Origin of the sequence: Serratia sp. Z4 (assembly GCF_009900725.1) — a bacterium.
GTDB classification, from domain to species: Bacteria; Pseudomonadota; Gammaproteobacteria; order Enterobacterales; family Enterobacteriaceae; genus Serratia; species Serratia nematodiphila.
The window spans coordinates 1-21987 of the sequence record NZ_JAAABD010000006.1 but is presented as its reverse complement, the minus strand read 5'-3'; the positions used below and the strand labels follow the sequence as shown (position 1 = coordinate 21987).

Here is a 21987-nt window from a genome sequence, read left to right as displayed (position 1 = left end):
GGCTTTGAGCGTCTTACAGCAGGAACAGGGTGGCGAGGCCGAGGAAGATGAAAAAGCCGCCGGTATCGGTCAGCGCGGTGATGAGCACGCTGGAGCCGACCGCCGGATCGCGGCCCAGTTTGAGCATGGTCATCGGGATCACCACGCCCATCAGCGCCGCCAGCAGCAGGTTGAGCAGCATCGCCAGCGTCATCACGCCGCCCATCGCCGCGTCGCCGTACAGCAGCCAGGTGATCACGCCCATGATGCCGCCCCACACCACGCCGTTGATGATGGCGACGCCCAGCTCTCTGAGCATCAGGCGCGAGATGTTGCCGACTTCGATCTGGTGCAGCGCCAGCGCGCGCACGATCATGGTGATGGTCTGGTTGCCGGTGTTGCCGCCGATGCCGGCGACGATCGGCATCAGCGCCGCCAGCGCCACCAGCTGGGAAATAGTGTGCTCGAACAGGCCGATCACCCGCGAGGCGATGAATGCGGTGCAGAGGTTGATCGCCAGCCAGGCCCAGCGGGTTTTAACCGCCTTGCTGACCGGGGCGAACACGTCTTCTTCCGGGCTTAAACCGCCCATGCGGCGCAGGTTGGTGTCGCTCTCTTCGTTGACGGCGTCGACGATCTCTTCGATGGTCAGGCGGCCCATCAGTTTGCCCTTGGCGTCAACCACCGGGGCGCTGATCAGGTCGTAACGTTCGAACGCGCCGGCCGCTTCATCGGCCTTGTCCTCAGGCTGGAAGGTGGCGGGATCGCTGTCCATCACTTCGCGTACCGGGATCTCCGGGTCGTTCAGCAGCACCGCGGTGAGCGGCAGTTCGCCCAGCAGGGTGTTTTTGCGATCGGTGACGAACAGTTTATCGGTGGCGTCGGGAATGGTTTTGCGCATGCGCAAAAAGCGGTGCACTGCGCCGAGCGTGACGTCCGGCCGCACCGTCACCAGTTCGAAATCCATCATCCAGCCGACGCTGTCTTTGGCGTACTGGCTCATCTCGCGCACCTGGGCGCGCTGCTCCGGCTCCAGCGAGGTCAGCAACCGGCCCATCAGGTTACGCGGCAGGTATTGCGCCAGATAGGCCTGTTCGTCCACGTCCAGCGTTTTGATCGCTTTGAGCAGGTCTTTGTCGCTCATTTCTTCGATCAGGCTGTCCCAGACCGGTTCGGCGACTTCCACCAGCGTCTGGCCGCGCTTGCTGTTGCCCACCAGCCGCCACAGCGCCATACGTTCGTCCTGCGGCAGCGCCTCCAGCAGGTCCGCCAGGTCGGCGGCGTGCATGTCGTCCAGCAGGCCGGTGATTTCCGCCGTTTGGTTCAGCAGTTCGCTTTGGCTGAGGGCGTGTTCATCCCCTGGCCGGCCGAGAATGCCGTCGACCAATTCCTTATTGTTCAACAGCAGAGTGAGAATGCGCTGGCGGTGTTCAGCGACTTTTTTGACGTTATGGGTTGCGGCTGACATGGTGTTCCTTAACGGGCGCTCGGCGTTCCTGACGCAGGCTCATTAAAAGATAGAGCATAGCGAGTGCCGGAGTCATTTTTATGAAACGGACGGGGCGCGGCGGTTATTCAGAGGAGGCGTCCTGTTGCGGCGCGCTGACTTCGGCGGCGTTTTGCGCAGCGGCCTGTTTTTTTTCCTGATGATGAGGCACCGCCACCACGGCGGCGTACAGCAGTCGGCCGACTAAAATGATAAAGCTGATAAACAACACTATCTTCGTCATCTGTCCGGTGGTTTTCTTGCGCATATATCACCCGGTATGCCGGTATCCTGTGTTATTCGCTCGAGAATTTGTAACCGGATTTTAGGCGCTGATGACAAAAGTTGTCCATTTTTTTCCGGCGAGCGGCGCGGCGTATTAGGGTTTCGTTTAGGTTGGCGGAGCGAGGGCGGAAAGAAAAACCCCCTGGCTGGCAGGGGGCGGGGGATCAGGCGGAGCGCTGTTCGTCTTGCGAGCCTTCTTCGTCGATCAGCAGCTTCCAGCCGACGACGTCGTTCCAGTAGGCCTGCTCGCGCTCGAAGTCCAGCTGCACCAGGTTGTTTTGCGCCAGGTAGCCGGCCGGGAAGCGCAGCGTCCAGTGGTTGTCGTCGGTGGTCAGGCGCAGCGTTTCCGGCGTGGTGGTCGACTGGCGCTGGTTGTTGAGCAGGGTGCTCAGACGCAGCAGTTGGATCAGCGGCAGGTAGTGTTTCTTTTTGAACAGGTTGAGGCGCGGCAGCTCTTCCAGCTTGATCGCCTTGCGGTGGAAACGCACCAGCGCCGCCAACAGCAGCTGCTGTTCCTGGTTGAAGCCAGGCAGGTTGGAGTTTTGCAGAATGTAGGCCGAATGGCGATGCATGCCGCTGTGGTTGATGCTCAGCCCCACTTCGTGCAGCATGGCGGCCCATTTCAGCAGGGCTTCCAATTGCGGATGCACCAGCTTGGTGTTTTGCGCCATCCACTGCGAATAGAGCAGTTCGGTGGTTTCCAGCACCCGCTTGGCCTGTTCGCGGTCGATGTTGTAGTGATCGGCCAGGCTTTTGGCGGTGCGGCTGCGGATGTCCTGGTGGCGGAAGCGGCCTTCCATTTCATACAGCACGCCTTCGCGCAGCGCGCCGTCAGACAGGCGCAGATCGCGGATCGCCAGCGCATCGAACACGCCGCACAGGATAGCCAGCCCCGGCACGAACACCGATTGGCGATCTTCCGACAGCCCCGGCAGGCTCAGTGAGCCGAAGCTTTTGAACTGCAGCACCTGTTCGGCGAGCATTTCCAGGCGTTCGAGGGTGATCAGACCGTCTTTTTCGCCCATCGCCACCAGCACTTCGTGGGCGGCCTTGATGGTGCCCGAGGCGCCCAGCGCATACTGCCAGCCCTGAATGCGGTACTGCCAGGCCAGCGTTTCCAGCTTCTGCGCCGCCGCCAGCCGCGCGCGGCGGAAGTTGTTTTTGCTGATCTCGCCGCCGGGGAAGAACAGCTGGGCGAAGCTGACGCAGCCCATGCGGCGGCTTTCCGCCAGCAGCGGCTCGAAGTCTTCGCCGATCACCAGCTCGGTGGAGCCGCCGCCGATGTCGATCACCAGCTTGCGGCCTTTCTCCGGTTGAGTGTGCTCCACGCCCATGAAGATCAGGCGCGCTTCTTCCTGGCCGGCGATGATTTCGATCGGGTAGGGGATCACTTTGGCGGCGCGCTTGAGGAACACTTCAGCGTTCACCGCCTGGCGCAGGGTATGGGTCCCGACGATGGTGACGTTATCCGCCGGGAAGCCCTGCAGCCGTTCGGCAAACAGCGCCAGGCAGGCCAGGCCGCGTTCTATCGCCTCTTCACTGAGTACGTTGTTGCTGTCCAATCCGTCGGCGAGGTGCACCCGCTGTTTTAAACGGCCCAATACCTGTAAGGCGCCGTTGACGACGCGGGCGATCACCATGTGGAAACTGTTCGACCCGAGGTCGATGGCGGCGATTTCCTGCGGTTTGTTCGTTGCAGTGTTTTTTAGCGGCATAGTTGCTGGCCTACTGTCCTGGTTGTTCCAGAGCTTTTAAATACTCGTAAATAGCCACCTGGGCGCGCACTTTGCGGCGGTTGCCGCGCGGCACGTACTGGTTGCTCAGTTCTTTATCCACATAACGGGCCTTGACCGTATCGCTGAACAGGATCTCCAGAATGTCCAGAACGCGCTGTTTCAGCGCCGGATCCAGCAGCGATACCGCCACTTCGATACGGTAATCTATGTTGCGGGTCATCCAGTCGGCGGAGGACAGATACACCCGTTTGTCACCTTTGTTGTCGAAAACGTAAACCCGATCGTGTTCCAAAAAGCGATCGACGATGCTGATCACCTGAATATTGTCGCTGATCCCCGGCAGGTTGGGAATCAGGGAACACATGCCCCGCACCAGCAGACGGATCTTCACGCCGGCGCCGGACGCGGTATATAACCGATCTACCAGCCCTTTATCCACCAGATTATTTATTTTCAACATAATGCCGGCCTGTTCCCCGGCCTGGGCGTTGGCGATTTCGTTGTCGATCAGCTCATACAGCTTCAGGCGCGAGTTCTGCGGCGACACCATCAGGTTATCGAAGGTGACCGGGCGGTAGGGGTTCTCGATAAAGTTGAATACCCGGCGTACCTCGTTGGTGATGCGCGAGTCGGCGGTCAACAGCGAATAGTCGGTATAGATGCGCGCGGTTTTTTCGTTAAAGTTGCCGGTACCGATATGAGCATAGCGCACAATTTCATCGCCTTCACGGCGTGAAATCAGGAACAGTTTGGCATGGATTTTCAGCCCCGGCGCCGAGAAGATCACGTGCACGCCGGCCTCGGTCAGGCGCTTCGCCCAGTGGATGTTGGCCTCTTCGTCGAAGCGCGCCTGCAGCTCGACCACCACCGTGACTTTTTTGCCATTGTGCGCGGCGTGGATCATCGATTCGATGATGCGCGAGTCTTTCGCCACCCGGTAGATGTTGATTTTGATCGCCAACACGCTCGGATCGAACGACGCCTGGCGCAGCAGCTCCAGCACGTGTTCAAAGGTGTGGTACGGGTAGTAGAGCAGCACGTCCTTTTCGCGAATGGCGTCGAAGCCGTTGCGGAAACCGTCGAACCAGATGTGGCGCAGGCGCGGCAGCGGCTTGTTGACCAGGTTAGCCTTGCCGACGTTCGGGAAGCTGATGAAGTCTTTAAAGTTGTGGTAACGGCCGCCGGCGATCACCGAATCGTAGTTGGAGATGCCCAGCTTGCCGCGCAGCAGCTCTACCATCTCGTTCGGCATGTCGCGCTGATAAACGAAGCGCACCGGCTCGGCGGTGAGGCGCTGTTTCAGGCTGGAGGACATCAGTTCCAGCAGGCTGGATTCCATTTCGGTGACCAGATCGTATTCGGCGTCACGGGTCATCTTCATCGAATAGGCGTTGAGCGCGTCGTAGTCAAAGAAGCCCTTGAAGATATCGTCCAGGCAGTAACGCAGGATGTTGTCGAGCAGGATCATCGGCTTACGGCGGCGCGGCGCTTCCGGCGGCAGATTGACGAAGCGCGGCACCTTGTCCGACGGGATTTCCAGCAGCGCATAGTCGATGCGCGCGCCGCGGATGATCTCCACCGCCAGATAGGTGTAATCGTCTTTCAGGAACTGCACCAGGTTGGTGTCGTGGTTGATCAGGATCGGCGTGATGTGCTGGCGCAGGTGCTGTTTGAAATATTGCCGCAGCCAGATTTGCTGGTTCTCGGACACCTGGCGTTCGTTGATCAGGAAGATCTGGTTGCGCGCCATTTCCAGCAGCAGATCGTTGTACAGACCGTCGAACTCCTGATCGGTTTTCAGCACCTTGGCCTGGATCTTTTTCAGCAGATGGCGTGAGGAACCGGCGGAGCCTTGCTCTTCGCTGATCAGGATGCGCCGTTTGAGATCGGCGAAGCGGACTTTATAGAACTCGTCGAGGTTGTTGGAGTAAATGCCCAGAAAACGCATACGTTCAATCAGGGGATTGCTCTTATCTGCGGCTTCCTGCAACACGCGCTCATTAAAGGATAACCAGCTTAGTTCTTTTTCGATGTAGAGCTTTTCCTGACCCATTGCCACTCCAGTTCAAATTTAGAATAGGATCCGGGACGCAGCGTCCGGATGCCGCTCTAGTGTCCTTCATCATTATTGCGAGAGATTGACAGGAAAGTCCAACATATCCATTGCGTTGGCGCGCGGCGTTTTTCGGCGGCAATAAATTTTCCCCGCGGCGGGATGCCCGGCAGTGAAACGATCAGCATGAAATGACGGTTAGCAGGCTTATTCTTGGCGTTATAAAGCGTGTTTATGGTCATTTTTCAGCAATATATCAAATTCATATTGTCTGATGGCAGTGTAAAAAACCTGAGTTATGGCGGGTAACTTTGTCATGCAAACGTCATAAAACTGACATAAGATGCCCGGTTATCTTACGGCGCAAGCCCGATTACATCAGCGACAGCGAGACACATGACACAGACGACGGCCAATCAACATCCCCGAGATCGCATGCGCGGGCGCATCGACCGCGGCGTGCAGGCGGCAGTGACCGCCAGCGGGCTGATGGTGCTGATGACGTTGATGCTGATCTTCGTTTATCTGCTGTTCGCGGTGCTGCCGTTGTTCAAACCCGCCTCGCTCGGCCAGGCGCAGCCGCTGCCGTTCACGGTATCGGCCCCGGCGCTGGCGCTGGGCATGGACGTGCAGCAGCGCGTCGGTTATCGCATCGACGCGCAGGGCGCGGGGCAATTTTATCGTCTGACGCCGGCGCCGAGCGGCCAGGCCCAGACGCCGCTGGCGCAGCAGACGCTGTTGGCCAAACCGACGCTGCTCGCGCAGGCCGCCGGCGAGCGCGATCTGTTCGCGTTGGCGCAGGCCGACGGCCGGTTGGTGGTGGCGCGCGCGGATTTCGCCACGGCGGAAAACGGCCGGCCGCAGTGGCAGTTCCCGCTCGGGCAGCAGCCATTGGCGCTGGATCCACAGCGCAAGCCGCTGAAACTGCTGTCGCTGGCGGATGCGCATCGCGGGCAGTATCTGCTGGCCGGAGTGACCGACGATCGGCGGCTGGTGTTCGGCCGCTTCAGCCCCGACCGGCCGCCGCAGTTCAGCGAGCGGCCGCTGGAGCACGACGGGGAGCAGCTGGTGCTGACGCCGGATGGCCGCCAGCTTTATCTGCTGACCGGCAACCGGCTGGCGCGTTATCAGATCGACGGCGCACAGCTGCAGCTGCGTGAAACGCGTACCCTTGGCGAACACGCCCCGTATCAGATGACGGCGCTGCCCGGCGGCAGCGCGCTGCTGATCAAGGGCGCCGACGGCAATCTGCGCGAGTGGTTCGAGGTGGAAAAAGATCGGCGCTGGCGCCTGACGCCGGTGCAGCATTTCGACCACGGCGCCGACGGGCAGGAGCTGACGGTGGCTGAGCCTTACCGCCGGGTGTTCGCCACCCTGCGGCCCGATGGCGGCTTCTCGCTGTTCTCCGCCATTCAACCGCAGCCGCTGCTGAATACCCGTTTGGGCGCCGAGGTGCGGCAGATGGCGTTCGCGCCGCGCGGCGATGGCCTGCTGCTGGAGAGCGCGCAGGGCTGGCAGCGCTATGCGCTCGACAACCCTTATCCGGACGTTACCTGGCGTTCGTTGTGGGGCAAGGTGTGGTATGAGAACTACCCGCAGCCGGCCTATGTCTGGCAGTCCACCTCCGGCGAAGACAGTTACCAACCCAAATTCAGCCTGATGCCGGTGATCTTCGGCACCTTTAAGGCGGCGGCTTACGCGATGCTGTTCGCCATCCCGCTGGCCTTGGCCGGCGCCATCTATACCGCTTACTTTATGACGCCGGGGCTGCGGCGGGTGATCAAACCGGCTATCGAAGTGATGGGCGCGCTGCCGACGGTGGTGATCGGGCTGGTGGCCGGCATTTGGCTGGCGCCGATCATCGAGCAGTATCTGTTGGCGGTGCTGGCGTTGCCGCTGCTGCTGGCGGCGGCGGTGCTGCTGTGCGGCGCGTTGACCCATCGCTTTATGCCGCGCTGCCGGCCGGGCGTCGATCTGCTGTTGCTGCTGCCGCTGCTGGCGTTGACGGTGTGGCTGGCGCTCAACCTGGGGCCGCGGCTGGAGGTGGCGTTGTTCGGTGAGCCGCTGCATTTCTGGCTGGGGGATAATTATGACCAGCGCAATGCGCTGGTGGTAGGTGTGGCGATGGGCTTCGCGCTGGTGCCGATCATCTTCTCGCTGGCGGAGGACGCACTGTTCAGCGTGCCGGCGACCCTGAGCCAGGGTTCTTTGGCGCTGGGCGCTACCCAGTGGCAGACGGTGATCAAGGTGGTGCTGCCATCCGCCAGCGCCGGCATTTTCTCCGCGCTGATGATCGGCTTTGGCCGCGCGGTGGGGGAAACCATGATCGTGCTGATGGCTACCGGCAACACGCCGATTATCGACGGCAGCCTGTTCCAGGGGCTGCGCGCGCTGGCGGCCAACATCGCCATTGAAATGCCGGAGGCGGTCTCCGGCAGCAGCCATTACCGCGTGCTGTTCCTGACCGCGCTGGTGCTGTTTGTCTTCACCTTCGTGTTCAACACGCTGGCGGAGGCGGTGCGCCTGCGGCTGCGCAAGCGCTACACGCCGAATCAGGAGGCGCCATGAAGAACTGGGTGAAGAGCGGGTCGCCGTGGATATGGCTGACCGCCGGTTCGGTGGCCGTCAGCCTGCTGGCGCTGATCGGCATTTTGTTGCTGCTGGCCGGGCAGGGGATGCGCTATTTCTGGCCGAGCCCGGTTTATCAGTTCGAACTCAATCAGAACGGCGCCGGACCGGTGACGGTGATCGGTGAGCTGTACCAGCAGCAAAGCATTTCCCGGCGCCAGCTGACGGAGGCGGGTGTCACGCCGCCGGGCGAGGCGCAGAGCGTCGAACGCTATCTGATTAAGGTCGGCAACCGCGAGCGCGAGGGGCAGGATTTCCGCACCTTGCTGGCCAGCGATGTCCACAGCCAAAGCACGCCGCGCAGCCTGCTGGTGCTGGAACGCGACAGCCACGGCACCGCTTACGGTTATCTGGCGGGGCTGCTGGAAGACGGGCAACCGCTGACTGGCCGCAATCTGGGGCAGGCGTTGCAGCAGCGCCTGCCGCAAATCGCCGCGCTCTCGCGCCAGGCGCACGACATTCAATTCCGCGACATGGCGCGCATCAATCAGCAGTTTGACGCGCTGCGGCTGCGGGAAAAGCGCCTGCAGCGCGACGATAAGCTGGACGCCCGCGCACAGGACGCCATCAAGGCCGAACGGCTGGAACTGCAGCGGCAGTATCAGCTGTTGTCCGAACGTCTGGCGGGGCTGAACCGCGATCGCCAGCGCGATGCGTTGCTGCTGCGCGACATGCACGGGCAGACGTTGACCATTCCGCTCAGCCAGGTGCGCGATGCCTGGTACCCGAACGCCATGAACACCACCGAGAAGCTGGCACACTGGGGCGAGCAGGTGAAGAAGTTCCTCACCGACAGCCCGCGCGAAGCGAATACCGAAGGCGGGGTGTTCCCGGCCATTTTCGGCACGGTGTTGATGGTGATCCTGATGTCGATCGTGGTGATGCCGTTTGGCGTAATTGCGGCGGTATATCTGCACGAATATGCCGGCAACAATCTGCTGACGCGGGTGATCCGCATCGCGGTGGTCAACCTGGCCGGCGTGCCTTCGATCGTCTACGGCGTTTTTGGCCTCGGCTTCTTTGTTTACATGATTGGCGGCACGCTCGATCAGCTGTTCTATCCCGAGTCCTTGCCCAACCCGACCTTCGGTACGCCCGGCGTGCTGTGGGCGGCGCTGACGTTGGCGCTGCTGACGCTGCCGGTGGTGATCGTCGCCACCGAGGAAGGGCTGTCGCGCATTCCCGCCTCGCTGCGGCAGGGCTCGATGGCGCTGGGCGCCAGCCGGGCCGAGACGTTGTGGCGCATCGTGCTGCCGATGGCGGCGCCGGCGATGATGACCGGCCTGATCCTGGCGGTGGCGCGCGCCGCCGGTGAGACGGCGCCGCTGATGCTGGTGGGGGTCGTGAAATCGGTGCCGGTGCTGCCGGTGGACGAGATTTTCCCGTATCTGCACCTGGAGCGGAAGTTCATGCATTTGAGCTTCCAGATCTACGATATGGCATTCCAGAGCCCGAGCGTAGAGGCGGCGCGGCCGCTGGTGTTCGCCACCGCCTTCCTGCTGGTGACGATCGTGGTGAGTTTGAATCTGGCGGCGATGGGTATCCGCCATTCGTTGAGGGAACGGTACCGAGCATGGTCGCAGTAACAATGACGCTATTTTTGGGGAGTGCGTAATGGGTTTGATGACGCCAGGCAGTTTGCCCCGGCTGGATGTCCAGCATCTCGACGATGAACAGACCGCGCTGGCGGTCAACGGCCTGAACCTGTTTTATGGCGACAAACAGGTGCTGCATGATATTTCGCTGCGTATCCCGAAGCACCGGGTGACGGCTTTGATTGGCCCCTCGGGCTGCGGTAAATCGACGCTGCTGCGCTGTTTCAACCGCATGAACGATCTGGTGGACAACTGCCGTATCGAGGGCGAACTGCAGCTGAACGGCGCGGCGATCTCCGGCGCGCAGATCGACGTGGCGGCGCTGCGGCGGCGGGTGGGCATGGTGTTCCAGCGGCCGAACCCGTTCCCGAAATCGATCTATGAAAACGTGGTGTACGGCCTGCGGCTGCAGGGCGTGCGCGACCGGCGTTTGCTGGATGAGGCGGTGGAGCGTTCGCTGCGCGCCGCCGCGCTGTGGCATGAGGTGAAGGACCGGCTGCGCGAAAACGCGTTCCGCTTGTCCAGCGGCCAGCAGCAGCGCCTGGTGATCGCGCGCGCCATCGCCATCGAGCCGGAGGTGTTGCTGCTCGACGAGCCGACCTCGGCGCTGGATCCGATCTCCACGCTGACCATCGAAGAGCTGATTTCCGCACTCAAGCAGCGCTATAGCGTGGTGCTGGTGACGCACAATATGCAGCAGGCGGCGCGCGTCTCCGACTACACCGCCTTTATTCATCAGGGGCGGCTGGTGGAATACAACGATACCGACGCGATTTTTACCTCGCCGCGCCAGCGCCGCACCGAGGATTATATTACCGGGCGGTATGGGTGAGGCGTTTGGGCTATAAACAAACGAAAGGCTGCATCAACATGCAGCCTTTTGTCTATCAGGGGCATCAGTAATTTGCGCGGATGCGGATCGCTTCTTCTACCCACTCAGCCAGATTTTCTTTGATGTGGTTATAGACATTGGTGCTGGTCAGGTAAGGCGGATCATAGGCTTTGGCGATAGCGGAGAGTTTTGTGTCACCCAGCTTGATGTGATCCAACGGGTTTTTACCTTTCGTGGTTTGGTCGCCGGCGCTGTCTTTCAAATTGTGGATATACACCACCAGCACGCCCATGCCTTTTTTCCAGGCCTCGCAGATTTCGAAATTAATCCATTTGCGATTAGCGGTATCTTTACCGGCGAGAATCACGGCGCAACTGCGATTGTCCAACTGGCTTTTGATCCAATCGGCAATGGCTTTATCGCCGCCTTTTTTCACCTCCTCCCAATCATTATCCGTGGCCGGCCGGTTACCTTCCAGCGTGCCCATTTCACGTATCTGAGAAGCGCGCCAGTTGTCCGGCTCATAATGGAAACTGTAAAAACATTTTCTGGTCATCGGGGGTTATCCTTAGTAATGATATCGATAAGTGCCAACAGGCATTTTTTCTTCTCCGCCAGGCTGCCCGGTTCGTTAAGCTGATCCAGCAGATTCATGGCGGCGGGGTGGCGGTGGTAGAGGGTTTCTTTCATTTCCTCCTTGATTTTTCGGTAGATCTCGGCGGATGCGCTGCCAGTACAACCGATAGGTATGCAGACGCAGCCTTGTTCCGTGGCGATCTGGAACTCTTTCAATAAACCGTCGGCCAGCACGTATTCGCCTTCGGCGTTGCGTTTGTTGCCGAACAAAAAGATTGCGATGCCGCTGAGCGAAATCATGTTCTGACGGTATTCGTGCCAAAGTGCCGGTAGGGTAATGCCGCCGCTGGCGAATTGGGGGAACGGACGCAGCACCAGTTGGCTTTCGCTGATTTTCCCTTGGCTGTCGTAAATGGCTTCCAGTGCGCCGTTGATCACCGCCGTGCCTACGCCCCAGCCGAAGCCGTTGACGATGCGGTGCTGTTTGCGGATAAGCAGGCGCGCCAGACGATGTATGAACTGGATGGACTCTTCACGGGCATAAGGATGGTAGTTGTCGGCGCTGCCGGAGATAAACACCGTGCTTTTCTTAAACTGCGTTTCGATGGCATACAGCAGGTCGGTGATTTGCCGATAGTCATCCACCAGCAGCGTTTGAATGCCGTAACGGCGCAGATCGTTGATCATCAAGCTTTGTTTACGGCTGTTGTAGTCACAGGACGCCTGATCTTCACTGCCGCTGTCGCCGAGCTGAACGCGCCGCATAATGCAGTAGTGATTTCTTTTCCCTTCGGCATACTGTGCATAGAGGCGGCTCAACACATACTGCAGATTGGGATCTTCGAAGCTGAAACCGATAAACAGGAACGTTTTAGCGGTCAGTTCCGCCATCAGCATGTTGATAAAGGGAAGGTGTGTTCGGGAGTAAGTTTCGTATTGTTCGCGGGTGATAATCGCCTGGTTGGGATTTCTATAGTCACCATGCATTTTATATAAAACAACATCACGTTTGTGAATGTTATTGGTCAGGCTTTCCGGTGTGGTTTTAACGTCGCATACGCGATTATAACGGGCATAGCTTTTTTCAATCAGGTCGTCGTAGTTAGTGGTCCAAAGTGACGCTATCGGTAATCTGGCGATAATCCGGTGGTTTTCTGTTTCTTCCGCCTGTTCAGCGAACTCTGTAATGATTTTTTGATTTATCTTATGTCTGTTGCCTTTTTCATTGAGGTGATACTGCGCCAGGGAAATAAGATCGCTCTCTTTTTCGATATCCAGCTCCAGTTCATAAGCGATATCGCCGATAAGCTCTTTCCAGCTGACGAAACCGGCGGGGATGGACAGCCCGGCGCCGGCAAACAGCGCAGCGCTGCCAGCCTTAATATCATTAACGTAATCACGAATAAACAGTTCTATATCACGGTTAAACATGAGATTATTCCCGATATTTTTTCTTTATTGATTAACTAATAACTATGTTTTTTATGAATTAATTATGCGAATAGAACTACCAAGATAAAAGGGTGAATTAACTTTGTAAACTCTGCTTGTTTGTTTTTGTCGATATTGAGCGTGTTATTTTTATATTGAATTTATTTGTTTTTATTATTCTTTTTTTTAATTTTAATATTAATTAAATGCGCTCTGGGTAATAAGCTGCAGTAGCTGTGGCATATGCGCATTTTTTCCGCGTTGTGATTTAGATCAAACAAAAATAATTCTCATTATTATTGATTGGTGGCATAAAATGTATATACTCCGCTAAGGTGTGTAAATTAATGTAAATGGATGTATTTAAATGTGTGCATGGAAGCCGAGGGTTTGGCCTGTGCTTTTGGTGTTTTGCAGCTCTGCGTGGTGCGCGGAAATCACCAGCCCTGCCGATCGCGACAGCATTACCCAACAGCAGAAAACGTTGCTGGAACAGGCCCAGCAACAGCGCGAGGCGCTGCAAAATAACGTTGAATTGCAGGCGTTACCGCTGCCTGTGCCGGCCGCCGCAGGAGCGGTTTGCCAGCCGGTGCGGCAGATTGTTTTTGAGGGCGCCGAGCATCTTTCCTGGTCGGTAAAAGAAAGCCTGGCGCGCCCGTATCAGGGGCGCTGCCTGACGCTGGAGCACATCAACCGTCTGGTGCGCGAAACCACCAACGCTTATCTGCAACGCGGCTATGTCACCTCACAGGCCTGGCTGCAGGAGCAGGATATCTCCCGCGGCGTGTTGATCGTCAGCGCCAGCGAGGGGCGAATCGAGTCCATCACGCAAAACGGCGAGCAGACGCCAGCGTTGAAGATGGCGTTCCCCGGTCTGGTTGGTGGCGTATTGAATCTGCGCGATATTGAGCAGGGCATGGAGCAGCTCAACCGCCTGCCCTCGCAACAGGTGACTATCGATATCCAACCTGGCGAGCAACCCGGCTTTTCCAACGTGGTTTTGCTGCGTGGCGCCACGCGCGCGCCGGTTTCTTTTTCTTTCGGCGCGGATAACAGCGGCCAGAAAAGCACCGGCACCGGACAGATGAACGCCGCCTTCTCGCTGGATAATCCGCTGCGTCTTGCGGATCAATGGTCGCTTTCCGCAGCGCGCAATAACGATTTCAGCCCGCATCATCGCAGCCGCAGCCTGAACGGCAGCGTCACCTTACCCTATGGCTATTGGCTGTTCAGCTATCAGTATGCCTGGAACGATTTTTTCCAGCAGGTGCCGTTCAACGGTGCCGCTTACCGCTATCAGGGCAATAACCAGACCCAGCGTTTGGGCGCCAACCGCACGTTGCTGCGGGATGGCAAACGTAAGCTGGCTGTGGATATCGGGCTGGCGCGGCGCACCACGGAAAATAAGCTGGCGGGGGAACGGTTGAGCGTCAGCAGCCCGACGCTCAGCATCGCCAGCCTGGGCCTCAATTACAGTACGGTCACGGGCGGCGGTTATATGACGCTGAACCCAACGATAAGCCGTGGGCTGCGCATGCTGGGCGCCACCGCCGACGATCCTGAGCGAAACGGGGCGCCGCGCAGCGAGTTCCGTAAGCTTGGCCTCAGCGCCAGTTATTTCTATCCGCTCGCCCCCTCTCTTTACTACCTGACCTCGGCCTACGGGCAAACCAGCGCAGACAACCTGTATGCCGGCGAGCGCATTTCCATCGGCGGGCAATACTCGGTGCGCGGCTTTAAAGAGCAGTACCTGACCGGTAATCGCGGCGCCTACTGGCGCAATGAACTCAACTGGCAATGGCAGACCTTGCCGGGACTGGGGGAGCTCTCTTTGACCGGCGCGTTAGACGCCGGCTGGCTGCAGGGGCGCGCCGGGCAGATAGACGGCGGCAGCGTCGTCGGTGCGGCGCTGGGCGCCACGCTAAGCGGCCGTTGGTTTAATCAGGCGATCACCGTCGGTAAACCGCTGACGCACCCAGACAGCCTGCAACCGGATCGTTGGGTGGCCTACTGGCAAGCCACCGTCACGTTATAACGCCAGCACACAGCAGGAACGCCCTCGGCGTTCACAACAACATCCTTTCGAAGGAATGAATATGGATAAGCTCAACCCTCCGTTGGCGCGGGGCGCCAGCTATTTGCTGATCTACCTGACGGCTTTCCAACCGTTGCACCCGGCGTTCGCTGCCGGTATCACCGCCGCTAACGGCAATACGCAGGTGGTTATCAAGCCGGGCGACGTACCGGTGGTGAATATCGCCACGCCGAACGGTGCGGGCATCTCGCACAACACCTATAAAGATTTCAACGTTGGGCCACAGGGCGCCGTGTTGAATAACGCCACGCACGGCGGCAAAACGCAGCTGGGCGTGGAGATCTACAGCGCGCAGGGCAACACCTACCTGAAGGGAAAACCGGCGGAGTTGATCATCAATGAGGTGATCGGCGGCAGTCGTTCCGAGCTGCAGGGCAAGCTCGAGGTATTCGGCAACAAGGCCAACGTGATGATCGCTAACCCGAATGGCATCACCTGCGACGGCTGCGGCTTTATCAATGCGCCGGGCGTGACGCTGACCACCGGCAAACCGCAGTTCGACAAGCAGGGCGCGCTGGAAGCGCTGGAGGTGAAAAAAGGCGGTGTCACCATCGGCGGTAAAGGGCTGGACGGTAGCGGCGCCGACTACGTCGATATCATCAGCCGCGCCACCGAGCTGAACGGCAAAATCAATGCACAAAATCTGTCGCTGACCCAGGGCGCCAACCGCATCAGCTTCAAGGACGGCAGCATCAAACCGATCGCCGGTGAAGGCGCTAAGCCCCAACTGGCCGTGGATACCAAGGCGCTGGGCGGCATGTACGCCAACAAAATCCGCCTGGTGGCCAATGAGGATGGAGTAGGGGTGAACCTGAAAGACCTCACCAGCAAACAGCGGGATATTACGCTGAGCGTTAACGGGATGATTGAGTTGGGCAATACACACGCCGCGACAGACTTGAACGCCAGCGCCAGAGAAATTCATATCTCATCGGGCGTGAAGGTTCGTGGGGAACGTGACGTGACGATGGCCGCTGATACGCTTAATAACAACGGTAATGTTACGGCACATCGCGATATGCGGGTGTTTGCCGATACGATACGCAATGTGGCATTACGTGATGGTGACAACACCGCATTGCATAGCAACAATAATCTTTGGATCCAGAAAGATGCTCAGGGGAATAAATCTAAACAGATAGAAAATCGCTCCGCGCGCATTCAGACCAATAGTGGCGATTTGGTTATTCGTACCAACAAGCTTGATAACGTGCGGCAGACATTGGCGATTTCTGACCAAATAGAGCCTGTTGATCAAGAAGGAATGCGATTATTTGGTAGCGTATTCAATGCGTATAAAAACGGAGATATAAAAAACCGACAAGATCTTTATAAAGAAGACATGTCGAAGTGGGAGAAATGGCTGCTACCTTGCACGACATCGGAGGAATGTACTTATGCAAATCGGCACTTAGCTAATTGGATACTCGATGAGCGAGTTCGAACCCGCGTTACCTCTAATTCTTCTCCTGCCATTATAGCGTCTGGCAAAAACAGCTACATTAATGCTGGCTCATTGTGGAATGATGCCAGCCAACTGAAGGCTAAAGGAGATATGATCCTTACAGGTAATACCTTCAGTTCCATCAACCACGCCTTTGGTACAAAAGAACGCTTCAACAAATTTAAACCAGATACGGAAGCTTACATCCAATATGAAAAGCTGGGATGGCCTTACCCCCCATTAAGTTATGTCGATACCGGAGAGCGAGCTTTCCGTTGGAGTTATGACGGTATAATTGATGGCGGTATGGTCGCTGATGGCAATCTGACTGCAGACTTCAAGAATCAGATCGAAATCAGAACGGTGATGCCCCATGAAAGCCAATTAAACGACATCAATACGGCTGGGCGCCCGGAAACTATCAGGGCAAAGAATGTACTCCTGCATGCGGCTAATATCGTCAATACCGATGCCATCAACGCGGTAGGCAACATCACCGCTATCGCCGAAGACCGCATCGTGCTGGGTCAAGGTATCCTTTCTGCCGGCAAAGAGCTGAATTTGAGCGCCGTTAATACTATCGATGTATGGCAAAGCGAACTGAAAGGGCAAGACATCACGCTTACCGCGCGTACCGGTGAGATAAAAGTTCACACCAGCGAAAAGCCTAATTACTACCATCAGAATGGTGTGCGTTGGCTGGGCAGTCTGCTGGCCTCTCGTGACCTGACGCTGACTGCAGGCAGCACCATTACGCTGCTCAATACGTTGCTGGCGCCACAAAGTCGCAATATCAGCATGACTGCTTCCGGTAGCATCTCTCTTATCAAAAATGATGCCGTACTGATGCGCGATCGTCCCGGTGAATATCTGCCATCAGACAAGCTGCAACACTACTTCAATGGCCTGTTGAACACAGGAAAACTGAACGCCACCGGCTCGGTCTCACTCAATAGCGGCGGTTATCTGGCGCTGCGCGGTGTCAACATCAATGCCGGCAAGGATGTGACGCTGCTGGCCGGGCATAATGCCGACCTCAACTACCGGGCGCTGGGCGGTAATTCTGGGCATCTTTTTGCAACCTCACGTACCCCAGAACTCGGCAGCAAGATACACGCTGGCGGTAATTTACTGATTAACTCGGCCCGCGACATCGGCACCCAGGGCGGCGCGCTCTCCGCCAACGGCAATATCACGCTGCTGGCCGGGCAGAATCTATGGTTATCGAATGTCGCCTATTCCGCCATTGATGCTGCCAACGACAACAACAAAGACGATCGCCATGTGGTCACTACCCTCAGCGCCGGGAAAAACCTGACCGCGGCGGCGAACAACCAACTGCTGACTTACGGTGCCAGGTTGACTTCCGGCGCTAACATGACGCTAACCTCCGGCGGCGATATGCGCTTCGAGGCGGTGCAAAACCACACTTACCGAGAAGGTGGCAACGAATTTACCGAAACTCGCACCCAGCAAGGGACCGAGCTGAATGCCGGTGGCCTGATGACGGTGATTTCCGGCGGCAGCATTCTGTTCCAGGCGACCAAACTGGTAGTGAAAGGGTTGGGGGCAAACTGGAAACCGCCGGTAGCGGTGACTGATTGGGGCAGCCGCATCGCCGTTGCCGAGCAGCAACTTCAAAATGCGCAGCAGCGCATTAATCAGGCGCAGCAGGATAAGAGTCGCGCTGAACAAGCGAAGCACGGTAAAAGCAATGAGTTAACTACGCTGCAGCGTGACATTAACTCGCTAAAACAAAGACAAGCGGAGGTAATCAAGAAATCTCAAGAGTTTACAGCCAAGCACGGCAAGCTAATGGAAATAAACGACTGGGGTTTATGGCAACAAAGTGCTGCCATCGCAGCCGAAGGTATCGGCATTACCCATGATTTATTGGAAAAGGAGAAGCGAGCGAATGCGCTCCCCAATGAAATCAATGCCGAACAATCCGCCCTCAATGATGCACAACAGCGCCTCTCTCAGGCCACCCAAGACCGCGATGGCGCACAATCACGTCTGACTACCGCACGCAATGAAGCTAAAAGCAAAGGGGCAGACGAGGCTAAGCAAAAAGCTCAGGTCGACGCCCACAACCAGGCTGAAGCCATGCGCGCCGGGAATATGGATATCGCCGCCAAGGGCGGCTATCTCTACGCCCAGGCGATGGAAGAGTCCAGCCATTACGAAAAAAAGGAAACCAAGCGCAAATGGTGGGGCAAGAAAACCGAGGTTAAGCAGACCCGCCACGACGTGACCAACAAGGTTACCGAGTTTACCGCCGCCGGCAATATCACGCTGATGAGCCGCGACGACAGCACCTATGAAGCCAGCAAAATCGCCGCCGGGCAAAACGCGCGCCTGACCAGCACGCATGGCCAGGTTAACTTCCGCGCGGTGAAAAACACCTCTTTCGAACAGACCGTCAGCAATTCGAAAGGCTTCTTTATCAAGCAGGCCAATAAAGGCTATGAAGACAATAAGTGGGTGCTGCCGAGCATTCATACCGGTGGCGCCTTGACCGTGGATGCCGCCAAGGGCGTCAGCGCCGATGTGAAGGTAAAAAACGGGCAGGCGTTGCAAAGCGCTATCGACGCGCTGGGCAATACGCCGGGCACTACCTGGGTCAAAGATCTGAATAAGCGCAACGACGTGCAGTGGAGCAAGGTCAAGGACGCCTACGACAGCTGGGATTACAAGAGCCAGCACTTGAACCCGGCGGTGGCGGCGGTGATCGCCATCGCGGCCGCGGCGGTGACCGCAGGCAGTTCATTGGCGGCCACGGCGGCCTCCAGCGTTTCCGGCGCCGTGGGCGGCGGGGCGGTAACCAGCGGCGCGGTCACCGCCGGGATGTCTTCGCTGGCCTCCCAGGCGGCAGTCGCGCTGGTGGAGAATCAAGGCAACCTGTCGAAAACCCTGCAGGCGCTGGGCAGCAATGAAAACGTCAAGGCGACCGCCACGGCGATGGCGATCGGCGGCGCGCTCAACGGCTTCGACAGCGCTATGGGCTGGAGCAAGGACGCGGCGGGCAAACCGCTTAACCCGAACAACGTCAAACTGCCGCAGCTGAGCAACGGCGACTGGAGCAAAGTGGCGCAGCGGGTGGCCGGGCAATCGGTCATCAGCTCCAGCCTGAATACCGCCATCAATGGCGGCAGCTTCAAGGACAACCTGACCAATGCGCTGCTGGCGAACATCGGCAGCCAGGTGCAGGCCGAGGGCGCCAATCTGATTGGGGATAACGGCGAAGTCCTGGGCGCGGCCGGGAAGTCAGTCAGCCATGCGGTTGTGGCGGGCATCGCCGCGGAAATCGGGCGCGGCGACGGTAAAGGGGCTGCTGCCGGGGCGTTGGCGGCGGAGCTGGCCGGGGTGATATTGGGCGACAATATCATCAAGCCAGAGGAGTGGCAGAAGAAATCGGAACAGCAGGCGCAAATGGCCAGAGTCGCAGGGGCTATAGCTGGCGCTGTCTTTACTGGTAAGCCAGGGGGAGCATATAGCGGAGCCGATTCAGCGGAGAGCGTGACTCGTTTCAACCACCAAGAGCACTTGAAGTTTATGTTTGGGGAGCAGGGGGTACGCTATTTTCAGGGCATTGCGTCTCTTGGTGAGCAGTTGGATACTGAAGGCCAAAGCCCTGACCAAGTCTCAGCCGCGTTTGTTCGTTACGCAAAGGGCAATATGCCAGAAGGTCAGGATGCAGCAAAAGGCATCATTACCGCGTGGGGGAGTTTCTTCGGCATTCCACTTGATGTGGTGATGTCCAACCAAACGTTGGACATGAAAAAGGCCGTGGAGATAGTGGCGGCCGGCGTTCCTTCCTCTGAGGGGAAACTTATACAGTATGTAGCAGCTAAGTCACTGCTAAAACTGGCGGATTTAAAGTATATCAAGCTGGCTGAAAATGAGCTAAAAGCAGAGATACTAGGATTAAAATCAAACACGCAGGCATCTGAGATTGCAGCAATGATTGGAGCCTATGACTCTCGGTCAGGAAGGATAGCCGTGGGAGCGAGTGATAGCAAGATTATCGCTGAAAAACTGCATCCACAAACTGTTCAATATATAGAAAAACAGTTGGGAGTAAAAATAGGGGAGTTCACCAAGTTATGTAATAATAAAGCAGGTGCGTGCGCAGAGGTAAATGCAGCAGATAAGCTTATTCGCCAAGGTGTTCGACCAGAAGATGTCAAGTTTACCGATGCCTATAGAACTCGATTTGTATATCGAGATAAAGAGTTAAAAAATGATCATGTTATTAGCGCCTGCAAAAACTGTGAAAGTACATGGCCGAATGGAGTGAAAAAATGAATAACGATCTAACCCCTGATTGGACACCTGGAGCAGGAAAGATTTATACATGGTATGCCATGGACAAAAACGGCAGGATAGGCGTTTTTGTTAATAACTGCTGGGGGGATTTACCTCGATGTATACTTCTTTCAGAAGATGCTAGTGATATGCTTATTAACATTTCTGAATACTTATATGAAGAGTCTCAGGTTTTTACTTCATATCCTGAAGATAAAGCTGGGGGATATTTAGTTGATTTATTTCCTGCATGGATAGGACCAAAAACGAAAGAAAAAGTGAAAGAAAGCCATGATGAGGCTTTTGCTAAAAATAGACTATCTAGTGAAGCAAACTTTGCAATTAATAAAGGTGTTTTTATCTACTTTGCAGTAGAGGGAAATTATCCAGGAGAAGATTATCCAGTTGGTTATGATGGCGAAAGTGAAATGGGAGATTACTATCGTTATCTGGTGCCGACGGTGTACGGGAGTATTGATGATTTTCCTGATGAACTGAAATCTGGGATCGCAGTATCGGATTCTATTGATTTTACTGTCGATAGATTGATACCCAGCAAGAGTATCAATCAGTATTTTAAAACCATGTATGGACAGTAACGTTATAGTTATCATCAGAAATAAAAACGCGTCAGCGTAATGTCGTTAATTTAATGAGTTTGGAGATGCCTGTTGGTGTCTCCATTATGTGATGATACTCTGCTTTTCAGGGGGCATCCGCTCTCTCTTATTTAGTGTTGAGCTTTATTGGATGCTTAAAAGATGTTTGAGTTATTCAGTGGCGATGAAAAGACAAAAGCTCACTGGACTATTGATATAGTCGGCAAATCAAGTGTTGGTGACACTGTTGGGCAAAATATTAAGAAAGTTGAAATAAAATTCAGGTGATTAAAATGAAACCAATAATCTCAGATTCATTATATGAAGAAAGAGTGTATACGTTGGAAGGTATGTCTATAGGTGCTCTTTGGGAAGTCAGTTGCCCAGATGAGGACATTTGGAATGATGCCTTCCCTTTTGAAGAAAAGAAAGAATATTTCTTTGCGTTTCTTCAACGCTTGCTCGAAGACGGGAAGATCAAACTGGCCAGCCGAGGCGAATTCCTGGAGGGAGGTATCGATGAACAGATTGCACTATATCGCGAAAAATTCCCAAAAAAATCAGGAGGAAATGGATGCCGATGCCTTCGACGGATTCTGGTTTCTGACAGAAGAATGCCCAGGTGGAATTGTCTGGATCCATGACAGCGGCTATGAAGATTGGACTTGACCTGCTCACAGAAACGGCTCTTCGGAGTCGTTTTCTCTTGATGTTGTATCCCATATAAACGCCGATAGGACGCGGCGGGCAAACCGCTTAACCCGAACAACGTCAAACTGCCGCAGCTGAGCAACGGCGACTGGAGCAAAGTGGCGCAGCGGGTGGCCGGGCAATCGGTCATCAGCTCCAGCCTGAATACCGCCATCAATGGCGGCAGCTTCAAGGACAACCTGACCAATGCGCTGCTGGCGAACATCGGCAGCCAGGTGCAGGCCGAGGG

12 protein-coding genes and 2 pseudogenes are annotated in these 21987 nt (G+C 56.6%); 8 read left to right on the top strand and 6 right to left on the bottom strand.

The features are described from left to right. Positions 1-13 precede the first annotated feature (13 nt). The 4 genes from mgtE to ppk1 form a co-directional block, all read right to left on the bottom strand. Entirely contained in the window at positions 14-1447 is a 1434-nt protein-coding gene (gene mgtE / locus GT753_RS19260; protein WP_004941597.1) for a magnesium transporter, read from the bottom strand. A gap of 103 nt (positions 1448-1550) precedes the next feature. Beyond that, complete coding sequence (locus GT753_RS19255; protein WP_004941600.1) at positions 1551-1733, bottom strand: YfgG family protein; 183 nt, start codon at positions 1731-1733, stop codon at positions 1551-1553. A 181-nt stretch (positions 1734-1914) separates the two neighbouring features. Then, positions 1915-3465 carry an exopolyphosphatase gene (ppx, locus tag GT753_RS19250; RefSeq protein WP_004941603.1) on the bottom strand — a complete coding sequence of 517 codons (1551 nt, stop codon included), beginning with the start codon at positions 3463-3465 and terminating at the stop codon, positions 1915-1917. Positions 3466-3475: 10 nt separating this feature from the next. Beyond that, positions 3476-5539: a polyphosphate kinase 1 gene (gene ppk1 / locus GT753_RS19245; RefSeq protein ID WP_004941606.1), complete on the bottom strand. Its 2064-nt coding sequence runs from the start codon at positions 5537-5539 to the stop codon at positions 3476-3478. A 396-nt stretch (positions 5540-5935) separates the two neighbouring features. On the opposite strand from ppk1, the gene GT753_RS19240 reads away from it, so the two are divergent. The 3 genes from GT753_RS19240 to pstB are packed head-to-tail and all read left to right on the top strand — an operon-like array spanning position 5936 to position 10594. Continuing rightward, the gene (locus tag GT753_RS19240) at positions 5936-8107 is read left to right on the top strand and encodes an ABC transporter permease subunit (RefSeq protein WP_031299907.1); all 2172 of its coding nucleotides are present in this window, start codon (positions 5936-5938) and stop codon (positions 8105-8107) included. Next, positions 8104-9753, top strand: a complete 1650-nt coding sequence (gene pstA, locus GT753_RS19235) for a phosphate ABC transporter permease PstA (RefSeq protein WP_021504423.1) — start codon at positions 8104-8106, stop codon at positions 9751-9753. Before GT753_RS19240 ends, pstA begins: the two co-directional genes overlap by 4 nt. A gap of 28 nt (positions 9754-9781) precedes the next feature. Further along, complete coding sequence (gene pstB / locus GT753_RS19230; RefSeq protein ID WP_004941613.1) at positions 9782-10594, top strand: phosphate ABC transporter ATP-binding protein PstB; 813 nt, start codon at positions 9782-9784, stop codon at positions 10592-10594. A gap of 64 nt (positions 10595-10658) precedes the next feature. Here pstB and GT753_RS19225 read toward each other — a convergent pair whose 3' ends face one another. Both GT753_RS19225 and GT753_RS19220 read right to left on the bottom strand, forming a co-directional pair. Continuing rightward, positions 10659-11150 carry a TIR domain-containing protein gene (locus GT753_RS19225; RefSeq protein WP_015378726.1) on the bottom strand — a complete coding sequence of 164 codons (492 nt, stop codon included), beginning with the start codon at positions 11148-11150 and terminating at the stop codon, positions 10659-10661. After that, positions 11147-12601: an SIR2 family protein gene (locus GT753_RS19220; RefSeq protein WP_015378725.1), complete on the bottom strand. Its 1455-nt coding sequence runs from the start codon at positions 12599-12601 to the stop codon at positions 11147-11149. The genes GT753_RS19225 and GT753_RS19220 overlap by 4 nt, the downstream gene beginning before the upstream one ends. Positions 12602-12968: 367 nt before the next feature. Here GT753_RS19220 and GT753_RS19215 point away from each other — a divergent pair, with 367 nt between their 5' ends. The 5 genes and pseudogenes from GT753_RS19215 to GT753_RS25975 all read left to right on the top strand — a co-directional run. After that, the gene (locus tag GT753_RS19215; protein ID WP_041922265.1) at positions 12969-14636 is read left to right on the top strand and encodes a ShlB/FhaC/HecB family hemolysin secretion/activation protein; all 1668 of its coding nucleotides are present in this window, start codon (positions 12969-12971) and stop codon (positions 14634-14636) included. A gap of 61 nt (positions 14637-14697) precedes the next feature. Next, on the top strand, positions 14698-20448 hold the full coding sequence (locus GT753_RS19210) for a DUF637 domain-containing protein (RefSeq protein ID WP_230857999.1): 5751 nt from the start codon (positions 14698-14700) through the stop codon (positions 20446-20448). Next, the gene (locus tag GT753_RS19205) at positions 20445-21047 is read left to right on the top strand and encodes a hypothetical protein (RefSeq protein ID WP_075686804.1); all 603 of its coding nucleotides are present in this window, start codon (positions 20445-20447) and stop codon (positions 21045-21047) included. The genes GT753_RS19210 and GT753_RS19205 overlap by 4 nt, the downstream gene beginning before the upstream one ends. Positions 21048-21340: 293 nt before the next feature. Beyond that, a pseudogene (locus GT753_RS25980) lies at positions 21341-21716 on the top strand (DUF596 domain-containing protein). A 68-nt stretch (positions 21717-21784) separates the two neighbouring features. Then, a pseudogene (locus tag GT753_RS25975) lies at positions 21785-21987 on the top strand (DUF637 domain-containing protein); the annotation flags it as partial.